This window comes from Phytoactinopolyspora mesophila (assembly GCF_010122465.1).
Classification (GTDB): Bacteria; Actinomycetota; Actinomycetes; order Jiangellales; family Jiangellaceae; genus Phytoactinopolyspora; species Phytoactinopolyspora mesophila.
Genome location: NZ_WLZY01000014.1, coordinates 66,008 through 87,870, shown reverse-complemented (window position 1 = coordinate 87,870; position 21,863 = coordinate 66,008). Strand labels below are relative to the sequence as shown.

The 21,863-nt window shown below is 66.5% G+C and carries 17 protein-coding genes; 7 read left to right on the top strand and 10 right to left on the bottom strand.

The genetic code is table 11. From position 1 onward, the window contains the following. Positions 1-59 precede the first annotated feature (59 nt). From F7O44_RS27240 to F7O44_RS27215, 6 genes are all read right to left on the bottom strand, one after another. The gene (locus tag F7O44_RS27240; RefSeq protein ID WP_162453475.1) at positions 60-1,208 is read right to left on the bottom strand and encodes a uroporphyrinogen-III synthase; all 1,149 of its coding nucleotides are present in this window, start codon (positions 1,206-1,208) and stop codon (positions 60-62) included. Beyond that, on the bottom strand, positions 1,205-1,660 hold the full coding sequence (gene nirD, locus F7O44_RS27235; RefSeq protein WP_162453474.1) for a nitrite reductase small subunit NirD: 456 nt from the start codon (positions 1,658-1,660) through the stop codon (positions 1,205-1,207). The genes F7O44_RS27240 and nirD overlap by 4 nt, the downstream gene beginning before the upstream one ends. Further along, a complete protein-coding gene (nirB, locus tag F7O44_RS27230) occupies positions 1,657-4,191 on the bottom strand; it encodes a nitrite reductase large subunit NirB (RefSeq protein WP_162453473.1) in 2,535 nt (844 codons plus the stop codon). Before nirB ends, nirD begins: the two co-directional genes overlap by 4 nt. Next, positions 4,188-5,726, bottom strand: coding sequence for an FAD-dependent oxidoreductase (locus F7O44_RS27225; RefSeq protein WP_162453472.1), 1,539 nt, complete (start codon positions 5,724-5,726; stop codon positions 4,188-4,190). Before F7O44_RS27225 ends, nirB begins: the two co-directional genes overlap by 4 nt. A gap of 2 nt (positions 5,727-5,728) precedes the next feature. Continuing rightward, positions 5,729-7,870 (bottom strand): molybdopterin oxidoreductase family protein, encoded by a 2,142-nt coding sequence (locus tag F7O44_RS27220; RefSeq protein ID WP_425501448.1) that lies wholly within the window; start codon positions 7,868-7,870, stop codon positions 5,729-5,731. A 66-nt stretch (positions 7,871-7,936) separates the two neighbouring features. Further along, a complete protein-coding gene (locus tag F7O44_RS27215) occupies positions 7,937-9,382 on the bottom strand; it encodes an MFS transporter (RefSeq protein ID WP_425501447.1) in 1,446 nt (481 codons plus the stop codon). A 272-nt stretch (positions 9,383-9,654) separates the two neighbouring features. Here F7O44_RS27215 and F7O44_RS27210 point away from each other — a divergent pair, with 272 nt between their 5' ends. Beyond that, a complete protein-coding gene (locus F7O44_RS27210; RefSeq protein ID WP_222851755.1) occupies positions 9,655-11,133 on the top strand; it encodes a threonine/serine exporter family protein in 1,479 nt (492 codons plus the stop codon). A gap of 163 nt (positions 11,134-11,296) precedes the next feature. Here the strand turns inward: F7O44_RS27210 and pstB are convergent, their stop codons facing one another. The 4 genes from pstB to F7O44_RS27190 all read right to left on the bottom strand — a co-directional run bounded on the left by pstB (position 11,297) and on the right by F7O44_RS27190 (position 15,179). Then, complete coding sequence (pstB, locus tag F7O44_RS27205; RefSeq protein ID WP_343073932.1) at positions 11,297-12,124, bottom strand: phosphate ABC transporter ATP-binding protein PstB; 828 nt, start codon at positions 12,122-12,124, stop codon at positions 11,297-11,299. Between the two features lie 103 nt (positions 12,125-12,227). Continuing rightward, complete coding sequence (gene pstA, locus F7O44_RS27200; RefSeq protein WP_162453470.1) at positions 12,228-13,175, bottom strand: phosphate ABC transporter permease PstA; 948 nt, start codon at positions 13,173-13,175, stop codon at positions 12,228-12,230. Then, entirely contained in the window at positions 13,176-14,129 is a 954-nt protein-coding gene (pstC, locus tag F7O44_RS27195) for a phosphate ABC transporter permease subunit PstC (RefSeq protein ID WP_222851754.1), read from the bottom strand. 15 nt (positions 14,130-14,144) lie between these two features. Beyond that, entirely contained in the window at positions 14,145-15,179 is a 1,035-nt protein-coding gene (locus F7O44_RS27190; protein ID WP_162453469.1) for a phosphate ABC transporter substrate-binding protein PstS family protein, read from the bottom strand. A 256-nt stretch (positions 15,180-15,435) separates the two neighbouring features. On the opposite strand from F7O44_RS27190, the gene F7O44_RS27185 reads away from it, so the two are divergent. From F7O44_RS27185 to F7O44_RS27160, 6 genes are all read left to right on the top strand, one after another. Beyond that, positions 15,436-15,774 (top strand): metalloregulator ArsR/SmtB family transcription factor, encoded by a 339-nt coding sequence (locus F7O44_RS27185; RefSeq protein ID WP_162453468.1) that lies wholly within the window; start codon positions 15,436-15,438, stop codon positions 15,772-15,774. Then, positions 15,771-16,874 carry an ACR3 family arsenite efflux transporter gene (arsB, locus tag F7O44_RS27180; RefSeq protein WP_343073929.1) on the top strand — a complete coding sequence of 368 codons (1,104 nt, stop codon included), beginning with the start codon at positions 15,771-15,773 and terminating at the stop codon, positions 16,872-16,874. The genes F7O44_RS27185 and arsB overlap by 4 nt, the downstream gene beginning before the upstream one ends. A gap of 25 nt (positions 16,875-16,899) precedes the next feature. After that, a complete protein-coding gene (locus F7O44_RS27175) occupies positions 16,900-18,258 on the top strand; it encodes an FAD-dependent oxidoreductase (RefSeq protein WP_162453467.1) in 1,359 nt (452 codons plus the stop codon). A gap of 143 nt (positions 18,259-18,401) precedes the next feature. Next, positions 18,402-19,073, top strand: coding sequence for a DUF1961 family protein (locus F7O44_RS27170; RefSeq protein ID WP_162453466.1), 672 nt, complete (start codon positions 18,402-18,404; stop codon positions 19,071-19,073). A 126-nt stretch (positions 19,074-19,199) separates the two neighbouring features. Continuing rightward, the gene (locus F7O44_RS27165) at positions 19,200-19,877 is read left to right on the top strand and encodes a YesL family protein (protein WP_222851752.1); all 678 of its coding nucleotides are present in this window, start codon (positions 19,200-19,202) and stop codon (positions 19,875-19,877) included. A 318-nt stretch (positions 19,878-20,195) separates the two neighbouring features. After that, positions 20,196-21,563: an extracellular solute-binding protein gene (locus F7O44_RS27160; RefSeq protein ID WP_222851751.1), complete on the top strand. Its 1,368-nt coding sequence runs from the start codon at positions 20,196-20,198 to the stop codon at positions 21,561-21,563. The last annotated feature ends 300 nt before the right edge of the window (positions 21,564-21,863 follow it).

Below are 21,863 nucleotides of genomic sequence, written 5' to 3'. Positions count from 1 at the left end.
CCAGCATGCCAAACCACACGTGGCTGAGGGATTGGTGTCGCCATAGCGACACCAATCCCTCAACCACCAAGGTTGATCGGCTCGCCGTACTTGTCAGCGGCCGACTCCGGCTCGTACGCCAACCGGTAGCCCCGCTTCACCACGGTCTGGACCACCTTCGAACCGAGTACACCCCGTAGCCGGGTGATCGCCATCTCGACGGCATGCTCATCGCTCCCGCCACCGGGAAGCACGCCGAGCAGCTCGGCCCGGGAGACCACCACGCCGGGCCGCCGGACCAGCTCGCGCAGCACAGCCATCGGGCCAGGCGGGAGCTCGCGCGCCGTCGCGTCGACCAGGACCGCGTGACCACGGATCTGGATATCGTGCCCGGCCACTCGCAAGGTACGGCAGCGCGCGGGCAACTCCGCGACGATCTCCCGGACCAGCGCACCCAGCCGGGCCCGCTGCGGCTGGGTGGTCGTGATGCCGATTCGCTCCAGGCGGGCCGCCGTCACGGGGCCCACGCACGCGGGCACGACGTCAGCGCGGAACGCCGAAACGATCTCTTCGGTCATGCCGGCCTTCTCGGCCAGGGACATCAAACTCGCCACGGCCGGCGCGCTGGTGAATGCCACACAGTCGACGCCGCGCGACACGACTGATTCGATGAGACGTTCCAGCGGCGCGACATCATCCGGCAGCACCCAGCGGTACACGGGCACGGGCACCACCGTGGCGCCGGCCGCTTCCAGCGCGTCGGTGAAGTCCGGCAAGGGCTCGCCATGCAACTGCACGGCGATTCGCCTGCCTTGCAAGTCCTGCGCCAACAGGTGGTCGAGAACCTCGGCGGAAGACTCCGACGCCGGAGACCAGTCGTCGACCAGACCAGCAGCACGGATCGCGCCGCGGGTTTTCGGCCCCCTAGCCAGCAGGGTGGCCGAGCCCAGCCGGTCCAGTAGCGGCTCACCGAGGCCCCAGCCGTCGGCCGCCTCCATCCAGCCGCGGAACCCGATGCCCGTGGTGGCGACCGCGATGTCGGGCGGGTGATCCACACACTCCTTGGTGGCCGCCAACAACTCCGCGTCGTCGTCCAGCGGAACGATCCGGATCGCCGGAGCCTGGACGACCCGTGCGCCGCGTCGCTCCAGCAACGCACCGAGCTCCTCCCGGCGACGTGCCGCCGTCAGCGCCACCGTGAATCCCTCCAACGGCAAGGCCGCCGTCATGAGACCGCCACATCGGACCCGCGGCCGGTGGCATCGACCTGGCGCGGAGGCGTCGTGCCCGGAACAAGCACCTCGATCCGTCCTTCCCGCACGCGGGCGCCGAACGCCTGCACACCGATGACCGGGTTGTCCAGGCACTCCCCCGTACGGAGGTCGAATACCTCCTTGTGCATGGGCGAGGCCACGGTCGGGATATCTCCGCGGGTTCCGATGATCCCCCGCGACAGCACGTACGCTCCAGAGAATGGATCCCGGTTGGACAGGGCGTACACGTCGCCGCCGTAGGTCCGGAACACGGCGATCTGCTGACCGTCCACCAGCGCGGCGACACCGCGCTCCGGCGCCAGCCGCTCGTCCTCGCACACTGCGTGCCACTGGTTGTGTCCTGCAGAGGGAGCGTTCGGGGCCACATTGTGCAGGACGCTGTGGAGGGCTTCCAGGTCGGTTGTCATCGGCGCATCACCTCGAGTGTCGGGCCCGCGATCGGCACCGGATCCGCGGGCTGGTCGGCGGGACGGATCTGGTCGCGCTCGGTGACGAACTGGATGCTCGGGTCCGGCACGTCCGGCGCATTCACGAAGGACACGAATCTGCTGAGTTTCTCTTCGTCCTCCAGGACCGCCGCCCATTCGTCGGCATAGGTGTCGACATGGGCATACATCGCGGCGTCGAGATCGCCGCAGATGCCGAGCTCGTCGTCGACGATCACCCTGCGCAGGTAGCCCAGCCCGTCGCCGTGCTCGTCGTTGAGCGCCTCCAGCCAGGCCGACGTCCGCTGCAGCCGGTCGGCGGTACGGATGTAGAACATGAGGAAGCGGTCGATCAGCCGCACGAGCTCGTCACTGCCGAGATCCGAGGCGAACAGCTCCGCATGCCGGGGCGTGAAACCGCCGTTCCCACCGAGATAGAGGTTCCAGCCGGTCTCGCTGGCGATCACCCCGAAGTCTTTCCCCCTCGCCTCCGCACACTCCCGGGCACATCCCGAGACACCGGCCTTGATCTTGTGCGGTGACCGCAGCCCGCGGTATCGCAGCTCCAGCATGATGGCCAGCGACGTCGAGTCCTGCACTCCGAACCGGCACCACGTGGAGCCCACGCAGGATTTCACCGTCCGCAGCGCCTTGCCGTAGGCGTGGCCCGACTCGAACCCGGCATCCACCAGCCGCCGCCAGATGGCCGGCAGCTGGTCCACCCGGGCGCCGAACATGTCGATGCGCTGGCCACCGGTGATTTTGGTGTACAGACCGAAGTCGCGTGCGACCTCACCGATCACGATGAGCTTTTCCGGAGTGAGTTCACCTCCGGGAACCCGGGGTACCACCGAGTACGTGCCGTTGCGCTGGATGTTCGCCAGGAACCGGTCGTTGGTGTCCTGCAGCGCCGCCTGCTCGCCGTCGAGAATATGCCCGGATCCCAGGCTGGCCAGGATCGACGCCACGGCCGGCTTGCAGATGTCGCAGCCGCGGCCCCGGCCGTGCCGGGTGATGATCTCGCTGAACGTGCGGATGCCCGTGGCCCGGATGACATCGAACAGCTCGGCCCGGCTCAGGTCGAAATGCTCACACAGCGCGGTGCTCGCCTCGACGCCGGACTGTGCCAGCAACGTCTTGATGAGCGGCACACAGCTCCCGCACACGGTTCCCGCCTTGGTGCACGCCTTGACCGACGCGACATCACAGCAGCCCTCGTCACCAATCGCCGAGCGGATCGCCCCGGCGCTGACGTTCTGGCACGAGCACACCTGGGCGGTGTCGTCCAGACCCGACGCGGCCGGACCGGCCATCAGCAGCTGTTCCGGTGCATCCTGCAGCGGCCGGCCGACCATGGTCCGCAACGCGGCATACAGCGAGGCGTCCCCCACCAGCACGCCACCCAGCACCGTCGAGGCGTCGTCGGTCACCACCAGCTTCTTGTACACACCGCCGACCGGATCGGCGTAGACCACCTCGAGCGCGCCCGCCGCCGCGCCGTGTGCGTCACCGAAGCTGGCGACATCCACCCCGAGCAGCTTCAGCTTGGCCGACGTGTCACATTCGGTGAACACAGCCGCCCCACCGACTACCCGGTCGGCCGCGACCTCGGCCATCTCGTAGCCCGGCGCCACCAGGCCGTAGATCTTCCCGCCCGCCAGGGCACACTCCCCGACAGCCCAGATCGCCGGATCGGAGGTGCGGCAGCCGTCGTCGACGACGATGCCGCCGCGCTCGCCGACGTCCAAGCCCGCGTCTCGAGCCAGCTGGTCACGTGGCCGGATGCCGGCGGAGAAGACGACCATGCCCACCTCGATCGGATCCGCGTCGGCGAACACCAACCGCAGCCGGCCGCCGTCCAGCTGCTCGATCCGTTCGGTGGCCGTGCCCGTATGCACACTCAGCCCGAGATCCTCGACCTTGCGGCGCAGCATCTCCCCGCCGCCCTGGTCGACCTGCGCCGGCATCAGGCGAGGCGCGAACTCGACGACGTGGGTGTCGACACCCAGCGAACGCAGCGCGTTGGCCGCTTCCAGCCCCAGGAGACCACCGCCGATCACGACGCCCGTCCCAGCGACGCCCGCACGTTCCCGGATCGCGTCCAGGTCGTCGATGGTGCGGTAGACGAAGCAACCGTCCAGGTCCGCACCGGGAACCGGAGGCACGAACGGCGACGATCCCGTGGCCAGGACGAGGGCGTCGTAGCCGACGACGCGACCGGCCGCCGTGGTCACCGTCTTCGCGTGCCGATCGATCGATGCGACTGCCTCGCCGACGTGCAGGACGCAGCCGTCGTCGTAGCAACCGTCCGGCACCACGCAGAGTTCTTCCTCGCTGGTCCCGGTCAGGTACGACGTCAGCGCCACGCGATCGTAAGCCGGTCGCGGCTCTTCGCCCAGAACGGTGATCCGCCAGCGACGGTCCACGTCCCGTTCCCGGACCGCCTCCACGAGCCGTTGGCCGACCATTCCGTTGCCGACCACCACCAGCCGGTGTGTCGCGTCCTGGCTCATGCCGGTACCTCCACGAGTTCGGTTGTCTCCGCTCTTCCGGCAGCGTTGGTGCCGGAAGGTCCGGCGGTTCCCGCAGTGGCCGCGACGAGACCCGCGACATCGTCGCGGCAGCCTCCGCATCCTGTCGTCGCGCGGGTGCACATCGCGATCTCGGCGACGGTGCCCGCTCCGTCGGCGCAGGCCCGGCGGATCTGACCGGCCGTCACGGTGTTGCAGCGGCAGATCACCGAGTCGTCGGCGAGATCAGCTGGATCTGTCACCGCGACCCCGTCCGCGACCCCGGGGAAGATCAGCGCCCTTCGGTCGGCCGGGATCCGGCCGGCCCGGTCGAAGAGCTGGGTGACGGTCCCGACGGTCTCGGCGCCCCCGAGCATGATGGCGCCGGTGATCCTGTCGTCTCGGATGACGATCTTCTGGTAGAAGCCGCGAGTGGGGTCGGCGAAGCGGAGCACTTCGAGCCCCTCGTCGGTCGCGTCGGGGATGTCGCTGACGTCGGTCTCGCCCATGGCGGCCAAGTCGACGTCGGCCGCCTTCAGCCGGGTGACCAGCTGGGAGCCGCGGTAACGGGCAGCGCCGCCGGTGAGCACGTCCGCCAGCACGCCGGCCTGTTCCCACGCGGGCGCCACGAGGCCGTACACCTGACCGTCGTGTTGGGCGCATTCGCCGATCGCATGGATCCGCGGATCACTCACCGAGGTCATTTGGTCGTCGACGACGACGGCCCGGTCCACGCGCAATCTGGCCGCCCGCGCCAGCCCCGCGTTCGGGCGCACACCACAGGCGACGATCAGCAGGTCGGCCGCGACCCTGGTGCCGTCGTCGAGGACAAGAACCCGCTGGCCGGCGACATGATCGAAGGCCTTCGCCTGCGCCTCCAGCCGGACCCGCACCCCGACCTTGCCCAGCGTCCGCTCCAGAACTCGCCCGGCGTCAAGGTCCAGCTGGCGTTCCATCAGCCGGTTCACGGGGTGGACCACCTCGACCTCGACGCCACGTCCAGCCAGCCCGCGTGCCGCTTCGAGTCCCAGCAGCCCGCCCCCCAGCACTACGGCGCGCCGCGGTCCGTCCGGGCGGCTGTTCCCGCGGGACGAACTCAGCCTGGCCATGATGTCGCGGCAATCTTGCAACGTGCGGAAGACCGCCACGTCGCGATCCAGCTCGTCGCCGTCCACCACACCCTCGATCGGGGGCACCCACGGACGGCTGCCGGTGGCGAGCACCAGATGGTCGTAGCTGACGTATCGTCCCTCGCTGGTCAGCACCCGCCCGCGTTTCCGGTCGATGTGCTCCACCTCGACACCCAGCTGGAGATCGATGTCCTCGGCGGCGTACCAGGCCGACGGGACCATCTCGGTGTCCTCCGGAGTCAGCGAACCCGCCAGCACGGATGACAAGAGCACCCGGTTGTACGCGGCTTCGCGCTCCGCGCCGAGGACCGTCACGTGAAACTGCCGCAGCGGGTCACGTGTGCGTAGCTCCTGGACGAAGCGCGCCCCCGCCATGCCGTGTCCGACAACGACGATCTTCTTGCTCATATTCACGACGTCCCTCCCGCGGGTTCGAGCCGAACTGCGCATACTTTGAACTCGGGCATCTTCGACGTGGGGTCCAGCGCCGGGTTGGTGACCCGGTTGACCGCCTGTTCTCCGCCCCAGTGGAACGGCATGAACACGGTGTCGGCGCGGATCGAGGTGGTCAGCAGCACCCGGGCGAGTGCGTCACCACGCCGGCTGCGGACCCGGACCAGATGACCGTTGGCGAAGCCGTTGTCCGCCGCGAGGTCAGGGTGCATCTCCACCCGCGGCTCCGCGGCCCCTTCGGCCAGCGCTTCCACCCGGCGCGTCTGGGTACCGCTCTGGTAGTGCTGCAAGATCCGCCCGGTCGTGAGGTAGATCGGATATTCCGGGTCGACGTCCTCGGCCACCGCGCGGTGATCGACCGCTACGCAGCGCGCCCGGCCGTCGGGGGTCGGGAAAGTGTCCCTGAACAGCCGCGACTCACCCGGCTCACGCTCGGAGGGGCACGGCCAGAAGACGCCACCCTCCTCGTCGATGCGATCCCACGTGATGCCGGAGTAGTCGGCTACGCCGCCGGCGCTGGCACGGCGCAGCTCGTCGAATACGACTCTGGGATCCGGCGAGAACTTGTCCCCGTGTCCGAGCCGGGCAGCGAGTCCGGACAAGACCTCCAGTTCAGTACGGACACCTGGTGGCGGGTCCACGGCTGCACGACGGCGGATCACCCGCCCTTCCAGGTTGGTCATGGTGCCGTCCTCCTCGGCCCACTGCGTCACGGGCAGCACGACGTCGGCCAGCGCCGCCGTCTCCGACATGAACAGGTCGCAGACAACGAGCTGGTCCAGCCCGGCCAACCGCTCGGCGACCCTCCGTCCGCGCGGTGAGGAGACGACGAGGTTGGATCCGTGCACCAACAGCGACCTCGGGCCGTCCTCAGTGCCCAGAGCCTCGATGAGTTCGTACGCGGACGGGCCAGGCCCAGGCAGAGTGTCGGGCAACACACCCCAGACCTCCGCCACGTGGTCGCGCGCGACGGGGTCGTCGATCTTGCGGTAACCGGGAAGCTGGTCCGCCTTCTGCCCGTGCTCGCGTCCGCCTTGTCCGTTGCCCTGGCCGGTGATACACCCGTAGCCGCTGCGCGGCCGGCCGGGCAGACCCAGCGCCAGGCTGAGATTGATCAAGGCGGTGACCGTGTCGGTCCCCTTGCTGTGCTGCTCGGCGCCGCGCGCGGTCAGGATCACAGCGCCGCGTCCGTCCCGGCCGGTGGCCAGCGCGCGTACCACCGTGCGCTGCACGGCCACCGGCACTCCGGTGATCCGCTCGACCCGTTCCGGCCACCATCCGGTCACCACCCGCCAGACGTCGTCGAATCCCGTCGTCCGGTTCTCGATGTAGGCCCGATCGACGTGCCCGTCGGCGACGGCGATGTGCAGCAGCCCGAGCGCGAGCGCCAGGTCGGTGCCGGGCATGAGCTGGATATGCGTGGTGGCTTGCTCGGCGGTGACCGTGCGCCGCGGGTCGGCCACGATCAGCGTGCCGCCGTTGTCCTTGACCGCGTTCAAGTGCTGCATGAACGGTGGCATCGTCTCCGCGACATTGCCACCCATGACGAGCACTGTCCCGGTCTCGGCGAGGTCCGGCAGCGGGAACGGCAGTCCCCGGTCGATGCCGAACGCACGGTTCGACGCGGCTGCGGCGGACGACATGCAGTACCGGCCGTTGTAGTCGATGTTCTTCGTCCGCAGCGCAACCCGGGCGAACTTGCCGAGCTGGTAGGCCTTCTCGTTGGTGAGACCGCCGCCACCGAAGACGGCGACAGCATCATGGCCGTGGGCGCCTTGGACGGCCCGGATTCCATCGGCGACCTTGTCGAGAGCGGTCTCCCAGGACACCGGCCGGAACGGTTCCGAGCGGTGGTCGCGCAGCAGGGGCATGGTCAGCCGCTGCGGCGATGTCAGCAGCTCCGCGGCGGTCCATCCCTTCTGGCACAGTCCACCGCGGTTCGTCGGGAAATCGCGCGGAGTGACCTCGACGTGCGCCCGCGGCCCGCTGAGCGTCATACCGCACTGCAATGCGCAATACGGGCAATGGGTGTCCACCTTTGCGATGGTGTAAGCACTGGGTTTCTCTGGCGCGTCTCCGGTGTTACCGGCGGAATAAATGCCATGCACGACGATCAGCTCCCGAGGGTGAGGATCGGTCCGGCGCTGAATCACCCGGAGACGTTCCTAGATGTCGACCATGGAGAGGTTGGGCGCACGCTGGATCATGAACGTCCGCCGCCGGTAGTGCCACCAGGTCAGCAGGATGCACGTCGCGTAGAAGACCAGGAACAGCCCGAACGCGGTGGCTATGCTGCCGGTCGCCACCTCGCCGTCACTCAGCAGCTCCAGCACACCGAAGGTCGCGACGACGAGAAAGCCGCCGAAGGCTCCAACCGCCGACGACAGCCCGATGACGGCCGCGGCCTCGGTCCGGCCCCGGGCCAGCGCCGCATCGCGTGTCTCGGTCGCCGCGCCCTCCGCTTCCAGCACCGCCTGCCGCTGGAAGATCATCGGGATCATGCGGTACGTGGATCCGTTGCCGATACCCGTGGTGACGAACACCAGGAGGAAGGCTCCGAGGAACAGTGGCCACGACCCCGAGTTCACGGCCGTGATGACCACCACGGTGCCGGCTGCCATCGCCACGAAGTTCCAGAACGTGACCCGGGCGCCACCGAGGCGGTCGGCGAGCCAGCCACCGAACGGGCGGGCCACCGATCCGATCAGCGCTCCGAGGAAGGCGAAGTTCGCGATGCTGACATGCGGGAACTGCAGTCCGATGAGCAACGGGAACGCCGCCGAGTAGCCGATGAACGAGCCGAACGTCCCGACATAGAGCCAGGACATCACCCAGGTGTGCTTGTGCCGTACCACTTTGATCTGCTCGCTGAAGCTCGCGAGCGAAACCGACAGGTTGTTCATGAAGAACCATGCACAGCCGGCCGAAACGAGGGCCAGCAGCCCCCACACGTAGCCGGCGCGAGCCAGATCGACACCGCCGGCCGACGCCGCGACCAGACCGAACAGTCCGCCTGCGCCGACGATCACCGGCAGCCCGAGTTGGATGATGCTGACGCCGATGTTGCCGCCCGCCGCATTGAGGCCGAGCACCAGACCCTTCTTCCGGTCCGGGTAGAAGAAGCTGATGTTCGTCATGCTGGACGCGAAGTTCCCGCCGCCGACGCCAGCAGTCGCGGCGATGAGTAGGAACGCCCAGTACGGCGTCGAGGGGTTGCTCACCGCCACTACGAGCAAGAGCGTGGGCAACAGCAGGAACAGGCCGCTGACCACCGTCCAGTTCCGGCCGCCGAATTTCGGCACCGCGAAGGTGTACGGGATCCGCAGCGTCGCACCGATCAGGTTGGGCACGGCTACCAGGAAGAACAATTGAGCCGCGCTGAATCCGAAGTTGTAGTGTGCGACCAGAACAGCGGCCGAGATGCTCCAGAGCAGCCAGACGGAGAACGCGATGTTCTCCGCGAAGACCGAGACGATCAGGTTGCGCCGCGCTACCTTCTTGCCGTGGCGCTCCCAGAACTCTGGATTCTCGGGGTCCCAGTGCTCGATCCAACGCGAACCGCGTCTGGTGCGCGCGGCCGGATGTTCCCGAATGAGGGTCTGCGTCATCATCGCCTCCGCTGAGCCAGATGCTGGAGCTATTTCCGTGGCGGCGACACTGCGGCCCGGGAAGCCGGACGAAATGTTCGAATGGCCCGGTTGGAAACGACGATATGGATGTCGCGTTACAAGCCCGTCGCATGCGTAACGCGCGGATGTCACAGTCTTCTCACCCGGCGCGCTCCGGCTCTGTGAGACGGATCGTCTTCGCAGGTCATACTTGATCTTCAGCACCCCGCGGATCGGTAGTACGATGCCGCCTTCAGCACATACTGTGGTGGGCTGTGAGTAAGTCTTATCCACCGGCTGGTCCGCCTCCGCCTCCCCCTCCCGCGGCGTCGGCCTCCTCCAACAAGTCGGTCGACCGGTTCGGCCGCCCCCTCCGCGACCGCGCACGCCGCGCTTTCACCGGTTCCGGACCGCCCACCGTCCCCATCGCGCTGCCGCCGCCCAACAGCGGGCTCGCGGCCGAGGTCGAGCGATCGGTACTCGATCTGGTCCTGCGCACCGGCGAAGCACTGATCACCACCGGGGCGCCGGTCGCCGACACAACGGCCGCCCTGCTCCGGCTCGCCGCGGGGTTCGGCGTCACGTCTTGCCAGGTGGACATCACGTTCGTGTCGATCACCGTGTCCATCGACCGAGACGACGATCCGATCACCAAGGTGCGCGTCATCAGTGTTCGCACAGCGGACTACAGCCGCCTGGCCGACCTCATGGAGATGGTCGACGCGGTTGACCGCGGAGAACTCGACCTGAATGGGGCACGCGAGCGGCTGGATGAGATCCGCAAGACGCCGCACCCATACCGGCGGTGGGTGGTCACGCTCGCGCTCGGCGCCATGGCCGCCGGGGTGGCGATCCTGCTGAATGGCTCCTGGCTGGCCGCCGCGATCGCCGCGGCCACCACGATGATCATCGACCGGACGCTGCGCTGGCTGCGGCACAAAGGCTTGCCGTACATGTTCCAGCAGGCCATCGGTGCCGGCATTGCCACGGGGGTAGCGCTCTTCCTGAACTGGGGCCGTTCCACTTTCGATTGGTCACCGCAGCTGATCGCGCCGTCGCTCGTCGTGGCAGCCGGCATCGTCGTCCTTCTCGCGGGGCTTTCCCTGGTCGGCGCCGCGGAAGACGCCATCTCGGGCTTCCCGCTCACCGCCGCGGCACGATCATTCGAGGTCGCGCTCTACACCATCGGGATCGTCGTCGGCGTCGGCTTCGTCCTGGATCTCGGTCACCGGATCGGTGTGCCTCTGCACATCACCGATCACAGTGCGTTGAGCACACCCTTCGGGGTTCAGGTTCTGGCCGGGGGTGTCATCGCGGGCGCGTGGGGACTGGCGTCATACAGTCGCCTCCGCACGGTCGGGGTGGCTTCCGCGGTAGGCGCTGTCTCCGCTGGGGTGTTTCTCATCGTGAACGACTTCGGCCTAGGACCAGCCGGCTCGTCCTTCGTCGCCGCGCTGGTGGTTGGTGTCCTCGCCGCCGGAGTGGCCGAGCGCCTGGGCGCCCCCGCGCTGGCCGTCTCGGTCTGCGGTATCACCCCGCTGCTGCCCGGACTGCTCATCTACCAGTCGATGTTCACGATGGTCGATGCCGACGACCTCGTGGCCGGTGCGGGCATGTTGTTCGGCGCGCTAGGCGTGGGGCTGGCGCTGGCCGCCGGCGTGACGCTCGGGGAGTTCTTGGCGAGCCCGCTGCGTACCAGGATGGACCGCTGGCAGCGCCGAGTACTGCAACGAGCCCGCGGCAGCCGCACTTAATTTCCCATGCCGAGCCAATCTCAGAGGGTCCGCACCCCGACGCCCTCCCCGGTGATCGTCAGTACGTTGTGGTTGTTAGCCCGCGACCACGGCATACTGATGATCACCTCACAGCGACCACAACGCACTGACGATCACCGGGTGGGCAGGGAGGCGAGTTCCGTCAGCCCACCTTGCCGCTGATGTAGTCCTCGGTCCGGCTGTCGGACGGATTGGTGAAGATCTTCGCGGTGTCGTCGTACTCGATCAACTCTCCCCACCGGCTCTTCTCGTCCGCCGTGAGCTCCACCATGAGGAAAGCCGTCATGTCGGAGACCCGGGCGGCCTGCTGCATGTTGTGCGTCACGATGACGATCGAGAAACGCTCCTTGAGCTCCAGCATCAGGTCTTCGATCCGTCCAGTGGATATCGGGTCCAGCGCGGAACACGGCTCGTCCATCAAGATCACATCCGGTTCGACCGCGATACATCGGGCGATACAGAGTCGCTGCTGTTGACCGCCGGACATGCCGTAGGCGTTGTCGTCGAGCCGGTCTTTCACCTCGTCCCACAACCCGGCCCGGCGAAGCGCGGTCTCCACGATGTCGTCCATGTCGCCTTTCATCCCAGTTGTGCGTGGGCCGAAGGCGACGTTGTCGTAGATCGACTTGGGGAAGGGGTTCGGTTTCTGGAAGACCATGCCGATGACCTTGCGAACCTGGACCGGATCGACCTTCGGTCCATAAATGTCCTCGCCGTGGTAGAGCAGCTCGCCCTCGACACGAGCACTCGGAATGAGGTCGTTCATTCGGTTGAGTGAGCGCAGAAGTGTGCTCTTGCCACACCCGGACGGTCCGATCAACGCGGTGATGTTCTTGTGGAAGATGTCGATCGACACGTCGTGGACCGCGCGTGAGTCTCCATACGACACCGAAACGTGGTTGAGTTCGAACGTCTTCTCTCGATGCTCGACGTCGCCACGCTGCCGGAACTCTTCCGGGCGTACCGAGATCTCGGCATGTTCTTGCACTCGGGCGGCCTCCTTGCTCTTGCCAGCCTCGCGTGGCTGGGGACGCGTGATCTCCTGCGTCAGGTTGTCGGTCACCGGAAGGCACCTACCACTTCTGTTCGAAACGGTTGCGTAGCCAGACCGCAAACGAGTTCATGACCAGCACCAATGCCAGCATGATCAGCACCCCTGCGGCCGCCAGCACTTGGAATTCCTCTTGCGGACGACCAGCCCAGTCGAAGATCTGGGTCGGCAGGGTCGTGAAGCCCGGATCGAAGAAGCTCGGGTCGAAGGTCACAAACGTGACAGCCCCCACAAGGAGCAGTGGCGCAGCCTCTCCGACCGCCCGGGCGACGGCGAGGATGACCCCGGTCAGGATTCCAGACATCGCCGCCGGCAGCACCTGACGCCAGGTGGTCTGCCATTGGGTAGCCCCGAGCGCGAGTGAGCCCTCACGAATCGACGGCGGCACGGCACGCAGTGCCTCCCGCGCGGCCAGAATCACGGTGGGCAACACGAGCAATGCGATGGTGAGCGCGCCAGCTGCTGGAACGAACCCGAGGCCCAACGGCTGACGGACGATGAACGCCAGCCCCAGGATGCCGAACACGATCGACGGCACACCGGCGAGATTCTGGATGTTCAGCTCGAACAGCCGGTTCCACCAGCGAGACTTGTCAGCGTATTCCTCCAGATATACCGCGGCGCCCACGCCCAGCGGCAGGATGAGCACGATGACACCGCCGATCACCAGGAGGGAGCCGAGGATGGCCGGCCGGTACCCGGCCTGCTCGATGTTCAGCGTCGATGGTCCCGCGGTGAACAGCGCCGTGTTGAGCCGAGGTGAACCTTCGACGAACGCCCAGATGACCATCGTCGCGAGCCCGGCGATGGCAACCGACAGACCGAGCAGGAGCACCGCCTGGAAGAGCCGGTTGCTGATCCTGTCACCACGGGAACGAGCCCCGAGAACACTCTCGGTAGTGGCGCGCGCACCTGCCACGGCAAGCCGGGTACGTGCCGTGCGAGGCGGGGCCTTCTCATCGGTGGACATCTACTCGTACACCTCACGGAAACGACGGACCAAGCGGATGGCGAAGAGGTTCATGATCAGGGTCATGACGAACAGCAGGGCACCGACCGCGAAGATCGTGTAGTACGCGATCGTTCCGAACGCGATCTCACCGGTCGCCGTCTGACCGATGTACGCGGTCATCGTCTGGGAGGACGCCGTGGGATCGCCGGTGATCTGTGCCCGGGCGCCGCCGGCCAGCAGCACCACCATGGTTTCGCCGATGGCGCGAGACACCGCCAGCACCACGGCCGCGACTATCCCGGAGATGGCAGCCGGAAACACCACCCTCAGCGACACCCGGAGTTTGCTCGCCCCGAGGGCATAGGCTCCTTCGCGCAAACCTCGCGGAACGGCACGCATCGCGTCGTCGGAGATCGACGCGACCAGCGGCACGATGAGCAGGCCGACGGCGATACCGGCCACGCCGATCGAGTGGACACCGCCCCAGTCGAGGAACGGCAGGACGTCTGCGACCAGCGGCCGGAGGAACATCAAGGCGAACAGGCCGATGGCCACGGTCGGGATGCCTTCGAGCACCTCCAGCATGGGTTTGATGGTCTTGCGAACCCGATTCGGCGCGTATTCGCTCAGGTAGATCGCCGAGGCCAGCCCCACCGGGACGGACACAGCCAGCGCCCAGAACACGATGTTGAGCGTGCCGGTGACGATCGGCAGCACTCCGAAGTGTGAGGGCGAGAACGACGGAGCCCACGTCGTACCGAAGAGGAACTCGTGGACCGGGACCTCCCGGAAGAAGTCGATCGCACCGAACGCCAGCGAGAGGACGATCCCAGCGGTGACCAGGACCGATAGCCCTCCGCAGGCGCCGAGGAAGACCTTGATCGCCTTCTCGCCGTACCTAGGGCTGGGCGCCTCCAGCGACCGGCGCGGAGACTCCGCACCGGCGCTGGAGGCATCGATGACGCCACGCATGGCCATCGTCGGCCGTCAGCCGCCGACCAGGGTCTGAACCTGGGCGCGGGCTTCGTCAGCCTGCTCGTCGGTCATGCCGATGAAGCCGGCCGCCGCGGCGATGGAATCGGCGTTGTTGATGAAGTACTCGATGAACGCCAGCACCTCAGGCTTCTCCAGAGCGGTGTCCGACGGGTAGATGTACAGCCCGCGGCCGAGCGGCGTATAAGAGCCGTCCTGCACAGTTTCCACGGAAGGCGCGACGCAGCCGTCGCCCCCGTCGATCTCGAGTGCCTTCACCCGGTCCTGATTCTCCACGTAGTAGGAGAAGCCGACGTAGAACATGCCGCCGGCCGAACCTTCGACGCCGATGATGCCGGTGTTGTCGTCTTCACCGATGTTGTTGTAGTCGGTGCGCTGCGCACCGCTTTCACCGTTGATCGCCTCGGTGAAATAGTCGAACGTACCGGAGTCCGTGCCTGGCCCGTAGAGGTCGAGGTCGGCGTCGAAGTCGATACCGTCGATCTCGTCCCAACGGCTGACATCCGAGTCGGGAGCCCACACCTGGCCGAGCTGTTCCGTGCTCAGGCACTGCACCGGATTGTCCGGGTGGACGAGCACCGTCAGCGCATCGTTGGCGACGGTGAGACCTTCGTACGCGATCCCGTTGCCGTCGCAGATATCGGCTTCCTCATCCTTGATCGTTCGCGAAGCCTCGGAGATGTCGGTCTCGCCGTTGCAGAACTTCTCGAAGCCACCGCCGGTGCCGGAAGTGCCGACGGTCACCTGGACGCCAGGGGTCTCCATCATGAAGAGCTCCGCCGCGGCCTCCCCCAAGGGAGCAACCGTGCTCGAGCCATCAACCACGACCGAGCCGGAAAGCTCACCGTTGGCTTCGGGCGACTCCTCGTCGTCCTCGTTGTCGTCCTGCGTCTGCTCGCTGGACGAGTCGTTCTCGGTCGTGCTGGTGTCGTCACCGTTGTCGTCGCCACCACAGGCGACCAGGACGAGTGCCGCAGCACTGACGACGGCAAGCGGCGCCAGTCGTCGACGAGCAGTGCTGATCTTCACGTCGGATGTCCTTCCGGATCGGGTCGGTCTTTCGCTTGTTCGCTGACAGCGCCGACGCTAAGCAGGCGAAGTGACACCGTTCCCGGATACGAGTGAACGCACCATGAATGGACGCGATGGAATGTGTGGCATATACATGTCCGCGTGCCGACGTCCAGGTGAACAACGCCCGTATCCGCTTGCGGAGGACACCTGCGGGGACTCGGCTACCTGCCGGTTTGTACCGATCCGGCCATGACACATAACGTATCAGCCGATGCTGACATCAGTGGACGTTGATATGAGTTCGACTCGCCCCGTCGAATGGCTACGAATACTGGCCGACCCATTGCGCCTGCAAATCGTTGAATTGCTCGCCCGAGAGGCGCTGTGTACCTGTCATATCGTCGAGATGACCGGCGCTCGTCAAACCAATGTCTCCAATCATCTGAGGCTGATGCGCCAGGCCGGCATCGTCGAGATCGAGCCCCACGGGCGCTACACGTACTACCGGCTCAGTGCCGGCGTTGTCCGGCAGCTTGCCGGATATCTCCAGGCATTGGCTGCGGCAGCGGCCATCGTCGACGAGGCTGACGTGCGGAGGCCGTGCCCGTGAGCGCCCACCCCTCGAACAGCTCTGAGACGTCCATCGAAGCTCCTGTTCTGGCCCGGCTTTCCACTCTGGACCGGTACCTGCCGTTGTGGATCGCCGCCGCGATGGCTACGGGCCTGCTCCTCGGCAACGTCGTCCCGGGACTGGACGAAGCACTGGACGCCATCAAGATCGGCTCGGTGAGCTTGCCGATCGCCATCGGCCTGCTGGTGATGATGTATCCGGTCTTGGCGAAAGTGCGCTACGACGAAGCCCGTCAGGTCACTGGCGAGCGTAAGTTGCTCGTGACGTCGATCGTGCTCAACTGGCTCGCCGGGCCGGCCCTGATGTTCGCGCTGGCATGGATCTTCCTGGCCGACCTGCCGGAGTACCGGACCGGCCTCATCATCGTCGGGCTCGCCCGGTGCATCGCGATGGTGCTGATATGGAACGATCTCGCATGCGGCGACCGTGAGGCAGCCGCCGTGCTGGTCGTCGTCAACTCGGTCTTCCAGATCATCGCGTTCTCCGCATTGGCATGGTTCTACCTGCAGACGCTGCCTGGCTGGCTCGGGCTGGAGACCACCAGCGCCGGCTTCTCCGTCTGGACCATCGCGGCGATGGTGCTGGTCTTCCTCGGGATACCGCTGCTGGCTGGATATCTCAGCCGCACCGTAGGAGAGCGGGTCAAGGGCCGCGACTGGTATGAGAACCGGTTCCTGCCGAAAGCGGGGCCATGGGCGCTCTACGGGTTACTGTTCACCATCGTCGCGCTGTTCGCGTTGCAAGGGGACACGATTGTCGGCAATCCGCTCGACGTGGCCCGGATCTCACTGCCGCTGCTGGCGTACTTCGTGCTCATGTTCGCCGGCTCCTTCCTGGCCGGGTACCGGCTGGGGTTCGGCTACGAGAAGACGACGACGCTCGCATTCACCGCTGCCGGAAACAACTTCGAGCTGGCCATAGCCGTATCGATCGGCGTCTTCGGAGTGACCAGCGGGCAGGCTCTGGCCGGCGTGGTCGGCCCGCTGATCGAAGTGCCCGTGCTCGTGGGGCTCGTTTACGTCGCGCTGTGGGCTCGCCGCAGGCTGTATCCGCATGAGCAGGCGCTGAGCCAAGTGTGAGTCGCCTCAACTCTGTCATCCGGTCATGGACATCTGGTTGGATGAGGAAATGGAGCACGCGAAGGCGCGTACCGCGGCGATCATCGGCGCTGGCCCGGCCGGCTTGTACTTGCTGGCCGAGTTGCTCGAGGCTGGGACCTTCCGCCGGATCGACGTGTTCGAAGCCGCCCCCGCGCCGTTCGGCCTGGTGCGCTACGGCGTAGCTCCAGACCATCCCAAGACCCGCGGCATCTCCCGAGTGCTGGCCCAAGGCTTCGAGACCACAGAGGCCCGATACTTCGGCAACGTCACCGTCGGCAAGGACGTCACGCTGGAGGAACTCCGCCGGTCGTACGACGCGGTGGCCGTCTCGACCGGGATGCGAGGTGATCGCCGGCTTAACATCGCCGGCGAGGATCTCCCCGGCTCGATCGGGGCATCGGAGCTCGTCGCTTGGTACACCGGACACCCGGCAGCGCCGAAGATCAGTCTTCCCGAGCACCTGCGGACCGCCGTCGTGATCGGCGCCGGCAACGTCGCGCTCGACATCGCCCGCATCCTGGCCCGCGATGCGGAGAGCCTCGTCCCCACCAGCATGCCGCGTGCCGTAGTCGACGCGCTGAAGGCCAGCACACTCCGCGACGTTCATGTCGTCGCCCGCCGTGGACCGGCCCAGGCGAAGTTCACCTCGCCCGAGTTACGCGAAATCGGCAAGCTGGACGACGTCGATGTCGTGATCGATCCCGCCTGTTTGAAACTCGAGGCAGAGGACCAGGCGGAGATCGACACCCGGCGCCAGGCCAAGACCATCGTCAAGGTCACCACCGAATGGGCACAACGTCCGGCCACCGACGCAGCACGGCGGATCCACTTCCACTTCTGGCGCCGGCCGGTCCGGATCCTGGGCGACACCGCCGTCGCCGGCGTCGAACTCGAGCCAACCCGCCCGGGCACGGCTGGGCCACTCCACCTCACCGCAGAGTTGCTGATCCGGGCGATCGGGTACCGGGGCAGCCCGATTCCAGGGCTGCCGTTCGATGAGGCCACCGGCACGGTGCCGTCAGATGACGGCCGTGTGGTCGACCATTCCGGGCCGGTTGCTGGCATCTACGTCACCGGATGGCTGCGCAGGGGGCCCACGGGCGTGATCGGCACCAACCGCCCCGACGCCGCCGAAGTCGCGGAGTCGATCCTCGCGGACATGCCGGACAGAAACGCACCTGGCGGATCGCCGGAGGATGTCGAGCTGCTGCTCGCCTCACGTGGAGCCGACCGGCTCACCTGGGACGACTGGCGCCGCCTGGAAACCTACGAGACCGAGCTGGGGCAGGCGCAAGGCGGCGATCCGATCGTGGTCGACGATGTCGAGACAGTGCTTCGGGTCATCGCCCACGGAGAATCCTAAGAACCCGCGCGAATAGGGGGAGTCGCCGGGCTCCCCAATTCGCGCGGGTTCTAAGACGCTGTTCTTGCGTCGAGTCGCGAGTAGGGTGTCGGTTTGAAACGACTCAATCAACCTCCAACCGCACACCCCACCGGAGTTTGAGCATGCCGACCGAACCTCGCACCGTCCTCTATGACAATCCCCTCCGCAGCGCCGCTGACCTGAGCCATTTCACACTCGAAGGTGATGGCGCGCTCAGCTTTCCGCTGGAACGGCTCCGCCTGGAAAGCACTCGGTCCCCCGACGACGGACAGCAAGCCAACATCGTGTTGTGGTGCCCGGAGGAACTTCCGGGCGACGTGTCGATCTCATGGGACTTCTGGCCGGTCCGTGAGCCTGGTCTTTGCATCCTGTTCTTTCACGCCAGGGGCCACGACGAGCGCGACCTGTTCGATCCGTCGCTGGCACCGCGCACCGGGCCGTACGAGCAGTATCACCACGGGGACATCGACGCTTATCACGTCTCGTACTACCGGCGCATGTGGCCCGCCGAGCGGCGCTTCCACACGTGCAACCTGCGCAAAAGCCATGGATTCCACCTCGTCGCCCAGGGGCCCGATCCGCTCCCAGGCGTGTCGGATGCGGCCGGCCCCTATCGCATGCGGCTCGACATCCGTGACGACCACATCACGTTCACCATCGACCACATGACCGTCTTTCACTGGCACGACGATGGCACCGTGGGCGGCCCTCCCATTCGTGGCGGAAAGGTCGGTTTCCGGCAGATGTCGCCCATGATCGGGGAGTACGCCAACCTGCGGATCGCGACCTGGTAGGCACCGGAGTCGTTGACTTTTGAGACGTTTCAAAGTTACATTCAGCGCCACGTTTTCGACGACGACGATGGGGTGACCGGCAGATGTCCGTTCGCAGTGCACTCCCGAGTTCGGTGGTGTGACGCTATGACGGAGCATTGGACCAGCCGCCTGCATTCGACTTGTTCAGTGCTCGCATGGTGCGCCCTGATCAACGTCCTGGTGTTGGCGTTCACCGTCCTCGGCGGCGTGATCTTCGGAATCGGACCCGCCCTTGCCGCGGCATTCACCCTGACCCGCCGCTACATCCAGGGATACGGAATCCGAACGGTTCGCGACTTCGCCACGATCTGGCGCCGGGAACTGTTCCGCGGCACCGCCGTCATGCTGCCCGTGCTGGTGGTGACCATGACCCTGTGGAGCAACTACTCGCTCTTCACCGGCCTCGGCCCGGACGCAAGCGCCGCCCGCCTGGCCACCCTCGCAGCGCTCGTCGTTCTCGCCGGCATCGCCGCGTACGTGGGCCCGATGTACGCACATTTCGACCTGCCACTGCGGATGTACGCGTGGCAGGCGAGCCGCTTCGCGCTCGCATACCCCGCATCCACGATCATCCTGCTGTTCGTCCTGGCCGCGACCACCTTCGTCACGGCCGTGTTCCCGGTGCTCCTGCTGACGATCTCAGCTGGTGCGTGGATCTATCTCAGCACCTGGCTGTGCCTGCGCTTCTTCGCCGAGAACGACGCCAAGCTGGCCGACCAGACACTCGCCGGGCCACCCGCCGACCAGCGGATACTCCCGGCCGAGCCGTTGCGGATCCACTGAAGACCAATGCCCCTACGTTCTCGCCCAATGAACTGTCGCCGACGGAAACCGCTTACCAACCTCGGCACCAAGCTCTTCGACCCGGCTGCCAGCACCGCTGGATGACGGTCAACGACGACCCGCCCCCTCACGAAAGGCCGAAACGATGAGATCGACCGTTCGCAACATTCGCACGTCCCTCGTGACCACGACTGCCCTCGCACTGGCTGTTGCCGGATGCGGCTCCGACGACAACGGCGGGGCCGGTGAAGGCGGACTCGACACGATCACCCTGATGGCCCTCTCCTGGAGAGCCAAGCTCCGGCACCGGACGGCGAGTTGCACCAAGCGATCGAGGAGTACACCGGCAAGACGCTCGACATCACCTGGGTGCCGAACTCCAACTACGGCGACCGACTGTCAGTGGCCATGGCATCGGACAACATTCCGCAGGTGATGGTCGCCAGCAAGATCCCGGCGTTCGTCCAGTCCGCTGAAGCCGGCGCCTTCTGGGACCTCACCGACATCCTGGATCAGTATCCGAACCTGACGGCGGAGAACGAGCAGATCCTGCTCAACTCGTCGATCAACGGCCGCAACTACGGAGTCTTCCGGCTGCGAGACGAGATGCGCACAGCGGTGGTCATCCGCAAGGACTGGCTCGAGAATCTTGGACTCGACCTGCCGGAAACGGTGGACGACCTCTACGAGCTGGCCCGCGCGTTCACCGAAGACGACCCGAACGAGAGCGGCGAAGACGATACCTACGGCATCATCATTCCGCAGTGGCCAGGCGGTTATGCCACGGCCAGTCCTTACGACGTCATCGAGACGTGGTTCGGCGCGCCGAACGGATGGGGCGAGCGGGACGGAGAACTCGTGCCCGGGTTCGACACCCCCGAGTTCCTCGAAGCCAACCGTTTCGTCAAGGACATGATCGACCAGGAGTACATCAATCCTGATTTCGCCACGATGGACAGCGCGAACTGGAACGATCCGTTCTTCAACGGCCGCGGCGGCATCATCATCGACGTCAGCTCCCGGGCCGGCGTCCTCATGGACCTGTTCAAGGACGCCGATTCGGACGACTACGGCGACTACGTGACGATGGCCGGCAACTTGATCGGACCGGACGGCGAGCGTTACTCCTACCCCACGGTCGGCTACAACGGCTTCCTGGCCATCTCCCGGCAGAGTGTTCGCACCGAGGAAGAACTGCACGAGGTCCTGTCATTCCTCGACACCCTCAGCGCAAAGGAAGGCCAGATGCTGCTCAACAACGGCATCGAGGGCCGCAACTTCGAGGTCGAGGATGACTTCGCCGTGCCGATCGAGGGCGACTCGGAAGCCGAAGTGATCCGCAACGACGTCACGTCGTTCGCTCAGCTGGGCACACAGAGCAACGGCTATCTCGCTTACAGCCTTCTTCCCGATGGTGAACCCGAGCGCGAGCTGTGGGACCACCGCTGGGAACTGCACGAGCGCGACATGGAGACCGCGGTGCACAACCCGGCGCAGGCGCTGCTCTCTGACACCTACGTGCAACGCGGCGCGCAGCTGGACCAGATCATCGCCGACGCACGGATCAAGTACCTCGCCGGCCAGATCGATGAAGACGGCCTCGAAGACGAGATCGAGCGCTGGTACCGCGAGGGTGGCCAGCAGGTGGTCGACGAGATGAACGAGCTCTACGCCCAGCTGGACTGATACCCCACGGTGATCGGCGGGGCAGCCGGTGTTGGGCACGACCCGCACCCGCTGCCCCGGCCGATCCCGCTGCCGCGAAACCCAGCTGTCGATCACCGAAAGAGGAGGCGCAGTGACTGTTCAGCCACCCGTCGCGCCCGTTCCTGGCGCGGGTTCGCCGAGCTCCACCGCGAGTAGCGCCGCAGTTGGCGAGGCCACCACCGGCTCGGCCGTTTCCGCACCCGGCACTCGTGGGCGAGGCGGAGGCAGCGGACGCAGACCGCGTGGCCGCCGTGGCGATCGGCGACCCCCGGCTCGTCC